Annotated in this window: 13 protein-coding genes and 1 pseudogene; 10 read left to right on the forward strand and 4 right to left on the reverse strand. The window is 39.2% G+C overall.

What is annotated here, in order from left to right; all coding sequences use genetic code 11:
* The first annotated feature begins 217 nt into the window (after positions 1 to 217).
* Genes IGJ04_RS10435 through IGJ04_RS10445 form a run of 3 tightly spaced genes read left to right on the forward strand, consistent with a single transcriptional unit; the run spans position 218 to position 3,611 of the window.
* Complete coding sequence (locus IGJ04_RS10435) at positions 218 to 1,990, forward strand: PTS mannitol-specific transporter subunit IIBC (RefSeq protein WP_438840191.1); 1,773 nt, start codon at positions 218 to 220, stop codon at positions 1,988 to 1,990.
* Between the two features lie 14 nt (positions 1,991 to 2,004).
* On the forward strand, positions 2,005 to 2,442 hold the full coding sequence (locus tag IGJ04_RS10440) for a PTS sugar transporter subunit IIA (RefSeq protein ID WP_002355279.1): 438 nt from the start codon (positions 2,005 to 2,007) through the stop codon (positions 2,440 to 2,442).
* 14 nt (positions 2,443 to 2,456) lie between these two features.
* Complete coding sequence (locus tag IGJ04_RS10445) at positions 2,457 to 3,611, forward strand: mannitol-1-phosphate 5-dehydrogenase (protein ID WP_002355280.1); 1,155 nt, start codon at positions 2,457 to 2,459, stop codon at positions 3,609 to 3,611.
* 65 nt (positions 3,612 to 3,676) lie between these two features.
* Here IGJ04_RS10445 and IGJ04_RS10450 read toward each other — a convergent pair whose 3' ends face one another.
* Together IGJ04_RS10450 and IGJ04_RS10455 are read right to left on the reverse strand one after the other, a co-directional pair.
* Positions 3,677 to 4,792 carry an NAD(P)/FAD-dependent oxidoreductase gene (locus IGJ04_RS10450; protein ID WP_010707863.1) on the reverse strand — a complete coding sequence of 372 codons (1,116 nt, stop codon included), beginning with the start codon at positions 4,790 to 4,792 and terminating at the stop codon, positions 3,677 to 3,679.
* A 78-nt stretch (positions 4,793 to 4,870) separates the two neighbouring features.
* On the reverse strand, positions 4,871 to 5,509 hold the full coding sequence (locus IGJ04_RS10455; protein ID WP_002373205.1) for an NAD(P)H-binding protein: 639 nt from the start codon (positions 5,507 to 5,509) through the stop codon (positions 4,871 to 4,873).
* 320 nt (positions 5,510 to 5,829) lie between these two features.
* On the opposite strand from IGJ04_RS10455, the pseudogene IGJ04_RS10460 reads away from it, so the two are divergent.
* The 3 genes and pseudogenes from IGJ04_RS10460 (at position 5,830) to IGJ04_RS10470 (ending at position 8,953) form a co-directional block, all read left to right on the forward strand.
* Positions 5,830 to 7,007 (forward strand): annotated as a pseudogene (locus tag IGJ04_RS10460) (efflux RND transporter periplasmic adaptor subunit).
* A gap of 9 nt (positions 7,008 to 7,016) precedes the next feature.
* Entirely contained in the window at positions 7,017 to 7,727 is a 711-nt protein-coding gene (locus IGJ04_RS10465; protein WP_002383683.1) for an ABC transporter ATP-binding protein, read from the forward strand.
* Complete coding sequence (locus IGJ04_RS10470; RefSeq protein ID WP_010707861.1) at positions 7,724 to 8,953, forward strand: ABC transporter permease; 1,230 nt, start codon at positions 7,724 to 7,726, stop codon at positions 8,951 to 8,953. The genes IGJ04_RS10465 and IGJ04_RS10470 overlap by 4 nt, the downstream gene beginning before the upstream one ends.
* 54 nt (positions 8,954 to 9,007) lie before the next feature.
* Here IGJ04_RS10470 and IGJ04_RS10475 read toward each other — a convergent pair whose 3' ends face one another.
* Together IGJ04_RS10475 and IGJ04_RS10480 are read right to left on the reverse strand one after the other, a co-directional pair.
* Positions 9,008 to 9,712: a DUF4811 domain-containing protein gene (locus IGJ04_RS10475; protein WP_137207967.1), complete on the reverse strand. Its 705-nt coding sequence runs from the start codon at positions 9,710 to 9,712 to the stop codon at positions 9,008 to 9,010.
* Positions 9,712 to 11,229, reverse strand: a complete 1,518-nt coding sequence (locus IGJ04_RS10480) for an MDR family MFS transporter (protein WP_002389910.1) — start codon at positions 11,227 to 11,229, stop codon at positions 9,712 to 9,714. The genes IGJ04_RS10475 and IGJ04_RS10480 overlap by 1 nt, the downstream gene beginning before the upstream one ends.
* 100 nt (positions 11,230 to 11,329) lie before the next feature.
* Here IGJ04_RS10480 and IGJ04_RS10485 point away from each other — a divergent pair, with 100 nt between their 5' ends.
* The 4 genes from IGJ04_RS10485 (at position 11,330) to IGJ04_RS10500 (ending at position 14,500) form a co-directional block, all read left to right on the forward strand.
* A complete protein-coding gene (locus IGJ04_RS10485) occupies positions 11,330 to 11,797 on the forward strand; it encodes a MerR family transcriptional regulator (protein WP_002383688.1) in 468 nt (155 codons plus the stop codon).
* Positions 11,798 to 11,927: 130 nt separating this feature from the next.
* Entirely contained in the window at positions 11,928 to 12,680 is a 753-nt protein-coding gene (locus tag IGJ04_RS10490) for an IclR family transcriptional regulator (protein WP_002355294.1), read from the forward strand.
* Positions 12,681 to 12,840: 160 nt separating this feature from the next.
* Entirely contained in the window at positions 12,841 to 13,488 is a 648-nt protein-coding gene (locus IGJ04_RS10495; protein WP_002375826.1) for a bifunctional 4-hydroxy-2-oxoglutarate aldolase/2-dehydro-3-deoxy-phosphogluconate aldolase, read from the forward strand.
* A gap of 4 nt (positions 13,489 to 13,492) precedes the next feature.
* Entirely contained in the window at positions 13,493 to 14,500 is a 1,008-nt protein-coding gene (locus IGJ04_RS10500; RefSeq protein WP_438840192.1) for a PfkB family carbohydrate kinase, read from the forward strand.
* Positions 14,501 to 14,502: the final 2 nt, after the last annotated feature.

Genomic DNA, 14,502 nt, shown 5'->3' on the forward strand with positions numbered 1-14,502 from the left:
CCAATTTGAGTATAGCATAAAAAGTTGTTCATTTATTATTGAAATTATTAGAAATGGAATAAGCACGTGTTTTCTAGTTTTCGTAACTAGAGAACACGTGCTTTTTTCTTTCAACTTTTGGCACAATGGTTTGTGCCAAAGTACGACTTTTTCCAGGTTCGGAAAGCGGATACAATTTAGTCAACAAGAAAAGTTACTTGAGAGAAGGGGAATAAAAATGGAACAAGTACCAGAAAAAAATAAAGTATCAATTAAAGCGAAAGTCCAAAGACTTGGCAGTACCTTATCTAGCATGGTGATGCCCAATATCGGGGCGTTGATTGCGTGGGGCGTTTTGACAGCGCTATTTATCCCAGATGGATATCTGCCAAATAAAGCCTTTGCCACGATGGTTGGCCCAATGTTGACCTATTTAATTCCATTATTAATTGGCTACACTGGTGGGAAAGTAATTGCAGGTGATCGCGGTGCCGTAGTTGGCGCAATTGCGACAATGGGCGTGATTGTGGGAACCGATATTCCGATGATGCTAGGTGCCATGATTATGGGTCCACTTGGTGGCTTTACAATTAAGAAATTTGATCAGTATTTCCAACATCGGATTAAAGCTGGTTTTGAAATGTTAGTAAACAATTTTTCAGCTGGATTGATTGGTTTTGCATTAGCTTTACTTGGTTTTTCAGCGATTGGCCCAATTGTCGATGCGCTGACTGCTGCAATGGCACGTGGTGTGGAAATCATTTTAAATGCTCATTTGATTCCATTAACGAGTATTTTTATTGAACCGGCAAAAGTGCTCTTTTTAAACAATGCGATTAATCATGGCATTTTAACACCCTTAGGGACAGAACAAGTCTTATCGGCTGGCAAATCAATTCTTTTCCTATTAGAAGCAAACCCTGGTCCTGGGTTAGGTGTCTTATTAGCATTTATGTTTTTTGGAAAAGGTGCGGCAAAATCTTCTGCGCCGGGAGCAATAATTATTCATTTCCTTGGTGGTATCCACGAAATTTACTTCCCATATTTAATGATGAAACCGTTATTATTCTTATCGGTTATTGCAGGTGGCGCGACTGGTAGTTTGGTTTTCCAAACGTTAGATGCTGGTTTACGTGCGCCCGCTTCACCAGGCTCCATTATAGCTATTTTAGCGATGACACCAATGGGTTCTTACTTACCAGTTATTTTAGGTGTTTTGGCAGCAACTGCTGTTTCCTTTGCAGTATCCGCAGTCATTTTAAAAGCAGATGCGAAAGAAGAAAGTGATGAATTTGCCCAAAAAGTGAAAGAAACCCAAGCTGCTAAAGCAGCATCAAAAGGATTAACTGTCGCAAATGGTAGTGCTTCATTGTCAGGAATTCAACAAATTATTTTTGCTTGTGATGCTGGGATGGGCTCTAGTGCAATGGGTGCGTCTATCTTACGGAAAAAGGTCCAAGAGGCTGGTTTAGTACAAACTGTGACGAATCGGGGCATTAATAATTTGACCGATGAGGGAAATACATTGATTGTCACACAAGCGGAATTGCAAGAACGGGCCAAACAGAAAGCACCTAATGCAACCTTTGTAGCAGTTGAAAGCTTCTTGAACTCACCACGTTATGATGAAATTGTGGCTGAACTATCAGGTACCAAAGAAAAAAACGACGCACAACCAACAGCCTTCAAAGCAACACCTGCTTCTGAAATTGAGGGAGATTTAGCAAATGTCAATGAAATTCTTTTGGTTCACGATGACCGTGTCGGGTCAGCAACGATGGGAATGAAAGTCTTAGAAGAAATTTTAGATAAAGAGAAAATTTCAATGCCGATTCGAAAAATTAATATTAATGAATTAACTCAACAAACACAGGCTTTAATTGTCACTAAAGCTGAACTAACGGAACAAGCCCGTAAAAAAGCACCGAAAGCGACACACTTATCAGTAAAAAGTATGGTTAATCCCCAAAAATATGAAACAGTGGTTTCGCTCTTAAAAGAAAGTGCCTAGAGAGGAAGAAAACAATGGAAAATCTTACGAATATTTCAATTGAATTAAATCAACAGTTTAATACAAAAGAAGAAGCTATTCGCTTTTGCGGCGAAAAACTAGTCGAGGCAGGCTGTGTTGAGCCCGCTTATATCGAAGCAATGATTGAAAGAGACCAATTGCTATCTGTTTATATGGGGAATTTTATTGCCATTCCTCATGGAACAGAAGAAGCCAAAAAATTAGTGAAAAAATCAGGAATCTGTGTAGTGCAAGTCCCAGAGGGCGTTAATTTTGGCACCGAAGAAGATGAAAAAATTGCTACCGTATTATTTGGGATTGCCGGAGTCGGTGAAGAACATTTGCAATTAGTCCAACAAATTGCACTTTATTGTAGTGATATGGATAACGTGGTGCAACTTGCCGATGCATTAAGTAAAGAAGAAATAACAGAAAATTTAGCCATTGCTTAAAGGAGAGAATAAGAATGAACGCAGTACATTTTGGAGCAGGAAATATTGGACGCGGCTTTATCGGCGAAATTTTAGCTAAAAACGGGTTTCATATTACGTTTGTGGATGTTAATGAAACTATCATTCAAGCGTTAAAAGAACGTAAAAGTTATACAATTGAATTGGCCGATGCCTCACATCAACAAATTAACGTTGAAAATGTGACCGGGTTAAATAACATGACAGAACCAGAAAAAGTAGTAGAAGCAATTGCGGAAGCTGATTTAGTCACGACGGCGATTGGTCCCAATATTTTACCAAGAATTGCTGAATTAATTGCCCAAGGAATTGATGCACGTGCCGAAGCAAATTGCCAAAAGCCGCTGGATATTATCGCTTGTGAAAATATGATTGGTGGTTCAACCTTTTTAGCAGAAGAAGTGGCCAAATATTTGAAAAACCCAGCTTATGCTGAACAATGGATTGGTTTTCCTGATGCGGCGGTTGATCGGATTGTTCCATTACAAAAACATGAAGACCCACTTTTTGTTCAAGTTGAGCCTTTTTGTGAATGGGTCATTGATGATACCAACCGAAAAGCCAAAGAGATTCAGTTAGAAGGCGTTCATTACGTTGCTGATTTAGAGCCGTATATTGAACGAAAATTATTTAGTGTAAACACTGGCCATGCTACAGTTGCCTATACAGGGGCGTTGTTAGGCTATCAAACCATTGACGAAGCGATGCAGGACGCCTTAGTGGTAGCACAACTCAAATCAGTTTTGCAGGAAACCGGTAAACTTTTAGTGGCTAAATGGAATTTTGATGAACAAGAACATGCAGCCTATATTGAAAAAATTATTCAACGTTTCCAAAATAAATATATTTCAGATGCTATTACACGTGTAGCACGGACACCAATCAGAAAATTAGGTGCGCAAGAACGGTTTATTCGACCAATCCGTGAATTACAGGAACGCAATCTAGTGTCGCCGCATTTATTAGCAATGATTGGTATTGTCTTTAATTATCATGATCCAGAAGATGAACAAAGCCGTCAATTACAGGAAATGCTTGACCAAGAAAGCGTTGATACAGTGATCGCTGAAGTAACGGGCATTGAAGATCCAGAAACGGTTAAAAATATTAAACAAAACGTAGAACGCTATGCGCGACCACAAGTAGCATAATAACAAAATCCTTCTACCAAGATACTTCACATTTCTTAATTAAAGAAAAAACAACCGCTCACTGATTAAAGTGAGGGGTTGTTTTTAACATATTGACTAAGTGGTTTTTGATAAAGCTCTCCTTTGAAGGTACCTGTATTGAAGTATTCAGCTAATTGGTAACCAATGAATGGGCCAGTAGTGAGTCCTGATGAACCAAGTCCGCTAGCAACCACAAGGTGGGGCATTTCTGGCAAAGGGCCAAAAAACGGAGCGAAATCGGATGTATAAGCACGTGTACCGACGCGGTAATGCATGGGTTGCTTAAAAAGCTGCTCTGCTTCTTTTAGAAATGGCGCAGTCCCAGAAGTTAGTTGTTGAAAAGCGCTAGCAGTCTCTTCTAAATCCCAGGCTTGTTCATTTTCGTGGGTGGCACCTAATAAAATTTTTCCTTGATTAAAAGGAATTAAATCGGCTTCGCCATCTAACATAGCAACAGGCCATTGCTGACTATTTGTAAAAGGGGTCTCGAAAACTAACAATTGTCCTTTTTGGGGACGAATGTCCACAGATAAATTTAAAGTAGCGAGTAATTCCTTTAAATGAGGACCAGGTGTTAAAGCGAGAAAATCAACGCTCTTTTTTTCTGAATTTGTGACAATTTCCCACCCTTGATTCAGTTGTCGAAAGTGCGCTCGTTGTGAACAAAAAGTGACCCCTTTAGCTTCGGCGCGTTTCTGAAGATGGTTTAGATAAGCTGGTCCATCTAGGCGACCGCCGCCAGAAATAAAAAGTGAAGGAGTTTCCTTAAGTAGCGGTAAGAACTTCGCTGTTTGAACCGCTGACAACATCGTGATTTCTCCAATTTCAGGTGCAGTTTGCTTACGCTCTTCTGCCAAATGGGCTAAGTCTGCCAAAGCAGCTGCCGGACGCAAAATGACTGTCCCTGATTGACGATAAATATCCTCCGTCAGCTGAAAATCTTTGACTAGCTTTGGAAATAGGGCAGCGCCCTCTCGCGCTAATTGGTACCATTTCTTATTTCGACGTTTGGATAGCCAAGGGGAAATAATCCCAGCGCTCGCTTTAGTCGCTTGGCCGATCCCTTCATCATAAACGGTAATGTCAAATTTTTGTGGATCTAAATAATTAGCTAACGTCATTCCGATAATGCCGCCGCCAATAATGGCAATTTTTTTCATGCTTCTTCTCTCCTTCGAACAGTTGTATTGTAACACAAAAAAACCGCCTCTAGACAGAGACGATTGAGAGATAAATTGTTAGCGGGTCCTTCTGTGTGTGTAAATAGAATTGCCGCCTTCTAAAACGTGAACAATTTCTTGTGCCATTTCTGCCACAGGCACGGGATCATAGCCAATAAATAAGTTCTTTAAAAAGGGGATTTTCTTAAAAAAATAAATACATTTACTAAAAAGTATGGTGCCGGTACGTTCTTGACCTACAAGTAAACTAGGATAAAAAATTACTGCTTCGGCGACTTCTTGGTGGATTAGTTCCTCCGCTGCCAATTTGGCATCCATATATTTTCTCAAAGGGAAAGGAACAGTATTGGCTGAAATAAATAAAAACTTAGCTGGCTTTTTTTGTTGTGCTAAAAAAGAGCTGATTTTTTTCACGGGCGTCAGAATTAGCCGTTGATAGGTTTTCTTTTTTCGTGGATTTTCAAATAAAATACCTACCGTATCAATGACCCAGTCAGCACGCTGGACTTGTTCTTGCCAATTCGTGTCACGAGTAACATCGGAGCATACCCACTGCACTTGGTGGCTCCAAGATGCGGAGAGCGTGGCAGGCTTTCCATGACGTGAAACACTGATGACTTGATGTTGGCGTTGGACTAAAATTTTTGCGATTTGTTGACCTAAAAAACCGCTACCGCCAAAAATAATAATTTTCATGGCAAGCCCTCACTTTCAATTGTTTCTTCTAGTGTACCTTAAATAAAAAAAGAAGCAAAAAATCTCGATTGCGCATAGTTTAGTTATAAATAACATAAAAATAACCTTTTTTGATTGTTGAAACACATAGACCCAACAATGGTTGTTTATTGTCGTGAAATAAATAAAAAAATGAACAAAAATGAAATAAATCAGACTAAAGGCCTAGAGAAATGCCCTTGTTTCTTGAATTCAAGCATGGTTAAATAGGTATAAGTGAACGACCGAGCAATTTAGTTTGTTGGGGAAAATAGACAGAATGAGGAGATGAAACGAAGAAAATGAAGAAGAAAACGATAATTATATTGGGGGCAGTTGCGGTAATTGCGGTTGGGGGCATCGTAACTGTGAATGCGTTAAATAAAAATGCACAACAAGTAGCTGTCAAGCAAGCGCCTAAAGATGACTGGGGAATTGACTATTTTGATGTTCCTGACTTGCAACAAATTTATATTAACGGTGTCATCCAACCGGAACAAATGGAAGCCTTTGCGCGTGATCAAAAAATAACAAAGGATCCAGAGATTAAGGTGAAAAACGGCGATGTCGTAGATGCAGGCACAGAACTATTTACTTACGAAGATGAGGCGGTCACAAAAGAAATTGAGGCACAACAAAATAGCTTAGCCAAATTAGAAACGAAGCGGGCGAATATCTATAATAAGTGGAATCGGGCCATTGATAAATTTAATAAAACTAAAGAAGAAGACCGCACGATGTCTGGTGATGATTTAAATGAACAATATCAAACAGAAGTCGATGCAGTAGATGAAGAGATTACCTTCACCAATGAAACCTTAGCGGATTTAGGAGCGAAGCAATATATTTCCACAAAGGCTAATTTCAAAGGTCGCGTATCAATTCCAGAAGTAAAAGATGCCAATTCACCGATTTTACGGTTAACTTCAGAAGATCTTTATTTAGCTGGGAAAGTGAATGAAAAGGACTTGACTAAAATTAGTGTTGGGCAAAAAGCTAAACTAACTTCTGTTTCCAATAATGTGGTTGTGGATGGCTCAATTTCTTACATCGATGATAATCCTCCTGAAGGCAACAGCGATGCCGCGAGTGGCAATCCAGAGGGCGGCACAACGATGTCTAGTTATAGCGTCAAAATTGCGTTGCCAATTTAGACAAAGTCAAAAATGGCTATCATATGCAAGCAACCATTGATTTAGGCGATTTAGGGGCGATTGAGTTACCGAAAAAAGCGATTCAAAAAGAGGGTGAACAGGCCTACGTTTTAGTGAATGATTTTGGAACCATCATTCGTCGTGATGTCCAAGTCGGGCAAGAAAATGGCGACAAAATGGCGATTGAATCTGGCTTAGAATCAGCCGACCGAGTGGTTATTTCTTCAAAAAAACCAGTAAAAGTCGGTGATATTGTTGAATCAGATGCAGCGATTGCTTCTGATGAATCAGCAACCAACGAATCACTGACAGATGCGTCGAAATAGGAGGGCTTGATGGTGGAAGCAAACAATACAAATCAACCCCTCATTGAATTGCGGGACATTAACAAGTTCTATCCAGTAGGTAAGGAAAAACTACATGTTTTAAAAGAATTGAACTTGACCATCCATCAAGGAGAGTTCATTTTAATCATGGGGAAGTCCGGCAGCGGTAAGACAACGCTGATGAACATTATTGGTTTCTTGGATCGCTTAACAGACGGAAGTTATCATTTCTCAGGAACAGATGTTTCAAAATTGTCTGAAAATAAAAAATCAGCCTTTCGCAATGAATATCTAGGGTTTATTTTTCAACAATTTTTCTTGATTAATTCCTTAAATGTTAGTCAAAATGTTCAATTGCCCTGTGTTTATGAAGGGAAAAAAAGCCGCGCTGAGAAAAAAGCGATTGCTGAAAAATACCTAAAAATTGTCGGTTTGGAAACAAAAGCCAAATCAAAAGTTACTGAACTTTCTGGAGGACAGCAACAAAGAGTAGCCATTGCTCGTTCCTTGGTGAATGATCCATTATTGATTATGGCTGATGAACCGACTGGGGCATTGGATAGTGAAACGGGTACAGAAATTATGGAATTATTGAAAGAATTGAATGAACAGGGCAAAACAATTGTCATGGTGACACATGATGAAGATATGAAAAAATATGCCTCACGAGTGATTCATATGAAAGATGGTCGCTTTTTGGAAGAAGAGGTGATTAGATGATTGCTAATTTATTTGTTAGTACTTTTTTAAGCTTAAAGGCACATAAGTTGCGGGTATTTTTAACGATGGTCGGGATTATTATTGGGATTACATCAGTCGTAACGATTTCTGCGCTAGGTGAAGGGATGAAGCGTCAAGTTGTGAAGGCATCCAGTGCAGTGAACGCGGATGTTTTGAAGATTCATTATACAATGTCAGATGGTAGCAGTGACAATTTTATGTCCTATGAAGAGCCAGATTATACGTTTAGCCGAGTGGACTTGAAAAAATTACAAGACATTCAAGGAATTGAAAGTATTTATCCTCAATATGGTGAATCAATGATGGGGGGCGGAGACAATTTGTTTGTACCAATGGATTATTTTGGGGCGCAGGCGAATTTATCCATTACGTCGACTAAAGGGCAGAATGATATTTTATATGGTCGTGATTTTCAACCGAGCGATGCAAATACAGATGCGATTGTCTTAAATCATGATATCTTTGAAGCGCAAATTCGGCTTGATGATCCTAGCCAACTCATTGGAAAAGCTGTTTCAATTGGTGGTTATATGTACAAGGTGATTGGTATTTTAGCACCAAAAGATTTAGATAATTTGGGCATGAACGATGATTGGGCAACTGCTATGAGTAGTTTTGTTTCTCGAGAATCATACAATAAATTAGCGAAAACAAAAGCAATTAGTGGCATCAATATTAAAGTTCGTGAGGGAGCGGACCGTGAAGCAATTTTAGGACAGGCAATCACTATTTTAAGTGAAAATCATCCTGAAGTGAAAGGAACGTTTAAAGAAAACGACCAAGACCAACAACTCCAACAACAAATGGAAGAAATGGTCACGGGTATGACAATGTTTCTGATGGCAATTACTGCAATCTCCCTATTAGTCGGGGGAATTGGCGTCATGAACATCATGTATGTGTCTGTCACGGAACGGAAACGAGAAATCGGGATTCGTCGGGCCATTGGTGCTAAACCACGAGTCATTTTATTCCAATTTTTAATGGAAGCAGCGTTTATCACATTGATTGGTGGTTTGATTGGTGTCGGCTGCGGCTATTTATTGGCAACTGTGGTCGGTGGGTATATTTCGATTACGCCAATTATTACGCCGTCCATCTTTGCTATTTCAACATTAGTTTCGGTCTTCACAGGTATCTTTTTCGGGATTATTCCAGCAATTGGTGCCTCGAGGATGGATCCGATTAAAGCGATTTATAATTAAAAAGAAGAGCTTGGTAGTCACATCTTGTTTGATGATCCTATCAAGCTCGCTTTTTTATTTCATATCACTAAGAATTTTCTGAATCAATTCTTGTTGAAACTCTTTGGTATATTGTTCGGTGAGTTTCGCTTGTTCTTCTTGGGACATTGATGGATTCGCCATCATAGCGGCCATCATTTTTTTGCCAACTGTTTCAGTCCCTTCTTTTTTGATATCAGTGGCATGTTGTTCCATATATTCGCCTAATTTTTTGGCTTGATCAGCACTTAAAACTAGCCAGTCACTAGCAACGTTGAAGGTGTTTTCTTGTTTTGCAAATTGGTTATCGTTGTCAGCAAGGCCAAATAGTGTTTTGGCCCAAGACTCTTGATAAGACCATTTCGTCGTTTTTTGGACTAATGTGGCTTTTTGAGCATCTTTTTGAACTGTGTTTGTGACATTTTCCGTTCCTGTTTTTTGTAGTTTCTTTTTATCTGGTGTGTTATATAAATAAACTTTTTCGGAACCATCGCCCAACGGCTGGTACAATAACATGTTGGGGCCATCTTTGCTTGAACTACTGCTTTTTAGTTCAAACGTTTTGTCCTGAGTAACTTCGGTCATACCAAAATGATCTTTATCGTTTAAAACGATAAGACTTAACGAAGCTAAGAACCCTAAACCAAAAATAACCATACAGAATTTATGCCAGACTTTTCGGCCAAATACATTCGTATAGGCAAAGCCTAACACGCAAAGGATTAAAAGGAAAATAATCATTATTTCATTGCACCTACTTCCTTAACAGGCATCGCTTCTTTTTTATTTAAGAAGAAAGTAATCGCCAAGCCGAGAACGCCAAAGATTGTTGCCACGAAGAAGGCTGCGTGATAACCGTTTAGTGTTGCGTTTGTTGCTTGATCGCGATAAGCGAGTGGGGCTGTTTTTAATAAGTCCGATGCAGGTAAGCCGTCTTTGGTAACATTTGTTAAAACACTAATCAAAACAGCTGTTCCAATTGAGCTGGCTACTTGTCGGAAGGTGTTGTTTACAGCAGTTCCGTGACTTAATAAATTCATTGGTAAAGCATTCATGCCAGAAGTTGTCACAGGCATCATGACCATCGAAATACCAAACATCCGAATCGCATATAGGACAATGATATAAATAATAGGTGTTGCTTTTGTTAAGAAAGCAAACGGTAACGTTGCAGCTGTTAAAATAAACATCCCAGTAATCGCAAGACGACGGGCACCAATTTTATCAAAAATGCGACCAGTTACTGGCATCATAAGTCCCATGACTAACGCTCCTGGTAAAAGCATTAACCCTGAATGGAAGGCAGATTCACCACGAATATTTTGGATATACAAAGGTAAAACCATTTCGGCACCAATCATTGCCATGTTGGTTACGCCAGATAAAATGGCTGCAACAGTAAAGACTTTTGATTTAAAAACGCGTAGTTCTAAGAAAGGTTGTTCTAAATGCAATTGTCGATATGTAAAAAGACATAAAACAATCGCACCAACAATTAAGAATCCATAGACTTGCGGGCTACCCCAACCTTTATCACCAACGCTTGAGAAACCGTAAAGTAAGCTACCAAAGCCAAGAGTAGAAAGAATGACCGATAAGACATCGATACTTGGATTAGATAATTGGATGACATTTTTCATTAAAAATGAAGCTAAAATTAGGACTAAAACGACAATTGGAATGACCATCCCAAAAAGGTCACGCCATGTATAAGAATCAATAATCCAACCAGATAATGTTGGACCTAAAGCGGGTGCTAATCCGATAACAATTCCCGTTGTGCCCATGGCAGCGCCACGTTTTTCAGGCGGGAAAATTGAAAGCATAATTGTTTGTAAAAGAGGCATAGATACGCCGACCCCTGCGGCTTGAACAAGACGTCCAGTCAATAACATGCCGAAGTCTTGAGCTACAAAACAGATGATGGTTCCGATTAAGAACGTTGACATCGCTGTTATGTATAATTTTTTTGAACTAAATTTGTTAATCAACCAAGCACTGATGGGAATCATAATGCCGTTCACAAGTAGGAATCCAGTGGTTAGCCACTGTACACTTGAAGCTGAAATATCAAATTCTTTCATTAATGTAGGTAAGGCCGTCGTTAAAAGTGTTTGGTTTAAAATCGTACAAAATGTTCCGATTAGTAAAACGCCGACTAGTAACGACCGGTTATAAGGTTTTCCGTGAATATCCACAGGTTGTTGTGAAGTCACATATATCGCTCCTTTTTCTGTAAGTTTCAAATTAAATTGCATTAACTACTTTACAACTAATTAGAATCTTTGTCAACTTACTTGACAAAGGTGTAAAAAAAACTACAATTAAGGAAAGGATAAGGGAAAGGAAGTTAAACTAATGTGGTCAAAAATGATTCAGCGTTTGTTAAATGAAGAAAATTTGTTGATAGGAATTAGTGAACTAAGTGAAATTGCTGAAGTTTCGCCACGTCAACTTCGTTATTGGGAAGAAAAAGGGTATATTTCTTCCATTGCGAAAGACGCAAACGGTCCACGGAAATATCGGTTACATACAGTCGTCAAAGTGCATTGGATCAAGCGTTTTTTAGATGAAGGATATACGTTACAAAGTGCGGTGGAAAAAGCAGAAGAGCAGCATCGTAATGTGGGGATGACGAAAAAAATCTTTAGTCAAATGTTTCATGGTATCTCAGAAGTTTGTCCTAATTACGTAGCGATTGATTTAGGCGATTTCGATGAAGAACAAAAATTATATGTCGTATTTAATGAAACCACAGAAGTCAGTGAGTATCTTTTAATTCCTAAGGATGCAGATGTTTCTGATGAGTTAAAGAAAAGAAAATAAGAATGAAATAGGACTGGGAGAAAGACCTGAAGTGAAAGTAAAACGTTACTGAATGAATCTTCGAGTTCTTTTTTTCTTGCAATTTCTTTATTTTTCTATATAATTTCTTATATGGAAAAGGAGGGTTTCGATGAAAGAAACAAAACCTTACGGAACAGTCTTGTTAAAAGCGGCTAAAATCATGGACTGTCTAAGTTTACAACCCGATCAAACCTTACAGGAAATTGCAAAGAATACCGAAATGACGGCATCAACGGCAATCAAAATTTTAGAAACCTTAACATTAATTGGCTATGTTCAAAAAGACACGAACAAGACGTACCGCTTAGGAACAAAATTGATTCGCTATGCGAATCAAAGTGTGGAGCAAATCGATTTAGCTGAAATTGCGGTACCTTATTTAGAAAACCTTCAAAATACGGTCGATGAAACCATTCATTTAGGGATTTTAAATAATAATGAAATTCTGTATATCAATAAATTAGAACCGAAAAATCAAACGATTCGCATGTCCTCGAAAGTGGGAATTACTCGACCGTTGTATAATTCGGCCATGGGTAAAGCCGTTTTAGCAGAATTTTCGGAAGAACAAGTGCAACAATATTTAGACACGCAGACATTAATTCCCTATACCGAAAATACGATTACCAATCCCTTGCGTTTGAAAAAAGAATTAAAACAAGTGCAACAAACGGGGGTTGCTTACGATGATGAAGAAATTGAACAAGATATTTTCTGTAGCGGAGTATCTTTAATGAAAGATGGCGAAATTGCGGGTGCTTTTAGTGTAAGCATGCCGAAATATCGTTTGACAGAGGAAAATAAAACGACGATTAATCAAGCCCTTTTGGCAACAAAAGCAGCGATTGAAGCGAAATTATAGTAGAAAAAGAAAGACAAACAAAAGTCGATTGGGATTTTTGTTTGTCTTTCTTTTTTTATTTTTGTAAAAACGTTTGCATTTTCTTTTTTTATCTGTATAATGAAGTTGTAAATTTCTTTATAATAAATATATATTTCTAAATAAGAAATGAGGGAGTCTGTTGAAGCGAGTATCAATTTTACAAAAATTAGAAAATGCTGGCGTGATTGCTGTGGTTCGCGGAAAGACAAAAGAGGAAGCGCTAAAAGCTAGTCAAGCTATTGTAGCAGGCGGTATGCGGGGGATTGAGTTAACCTTTACTGTTCCTCAAGCAACAGAAGTGATTCAGGAATTAGTTGCGTTATACCAAGAGAATCCTGACGTAGTCATTGGTGCGGGGACAGTTTTGGATGCTACGACTGCTCGTTTAGCTATTGTAGCAGGGGCTGAATATATTGTGAGTCCAAGCTTCGATGAAGAAACCGCTAAAATTTGCAATTTATATCAAGTTCCCTACTTGCCAGGCTGTATGACCATCACAGAAATGAAAGAAGCACTGAAAAGCGGAGCAGATATTATTAAACTATTTCCGGGAAGTGTTTATGGACCGAGTGTTATTTCAGCATTTAAAGCGCCATTGCCTCAGTTAAATATTATGCCAACGGGTGGTGTCAGTTTGGAAAATATGGCCGAGTGGTTTGCTGCAGGTGTGACGGCTGTCGGTGTTGGTGGCAATCTGTTAGCGCCAGCAGCAACTGGGGATTTTGAAAAAGTTCGTGAGGTTGCCCAAACCTATATGGAAAAATTCCAAGCAATCAAAGGGGTGTAGGCACATGGGGAAAGTCGTAACATTGGGAGAAATCATGTTGCGTTTGTCCACGCCTGTCGGAATACGCGTAGCACAAACAGAAAATTTCGCTGTACATTACGGCGGTGGTGAAGCAAATGTAGCGATTTCGTTAGCGAACTATGGCCACCAAGTGACTTTTGCTAGTAAAGTGCCCGATAATTCATTAGGAGAAGCCGCCAAAAAGCATTTAAGTCGTTATGGGGTTTCAACGGAATTTGTACGAACTGGCGGAACACGTCTAGGAACGTATTACTTGGAAACTGGTACAGGAGAACGAGCAGCCAGTGTTGTCTATGATCGCGCCTATTCAAGCTTTGCTCAAATCGAAGAAATGGAATGGGACTTACATGAGCTGTTTTCAGGAGTAGAGATCTTTCATATTTCAGGGATTACAGCGGCGTTATCAAAAACGTGGCAAAGTATGACGGTTGCGCTAGTTAAAGCAGCGAAGCAAGCAGGGTGCCAAGTAAGTTTTGACATTAATTATCGAGGGAAACTTTGGTCCCAGAAAGAAGCGAGCGTGGCATTGAAGGCCATTCTTCCATTTGTTGATATTTGTTCAGCTGGGGTATTAGATGCTCGTTATTTACTGGAGATTCCAGAACCAGAGGAAGAACTTGAAGACGCATTAACGTGGTACTACCGAAAAATGCAAGAACGTTATCCCAACATTCAAGTATTTTATTCAACCAAACGTCAAGTTCATTCAGCGACAGATAATGAATTAATCGGAACGCTATGGTACAAAGGTGCGTATTATACGTCCAAATGTCATCGATTACAACCGATTGTTGACCGTCTCGGTGCCGGTGATGCGTTTGCTGGTGGGGTTTTACATGGCATATTAGCTGCCTATGATCCACAAACCTGTATTGATTTTGCGACAGCGGCTAGTGCGTTAAAACATACTGTCCATGGTGATTGTAATCAATTTAGTCAAAAAGAAGTCCTTGCTTTTTTGGCAACGGGCTCAGGAAAAATAAATAGATAGGA

Source organism: Enterococcus sp. AZ050, from assembly GCF_051715085.1.
GTDB classification, from domain to species: domain Bacteria; phylum Bacillota; class Bacilli; order Lactobacillales; family Enterococcaceae; genus Enterococcus; species Enterococcus faecalis.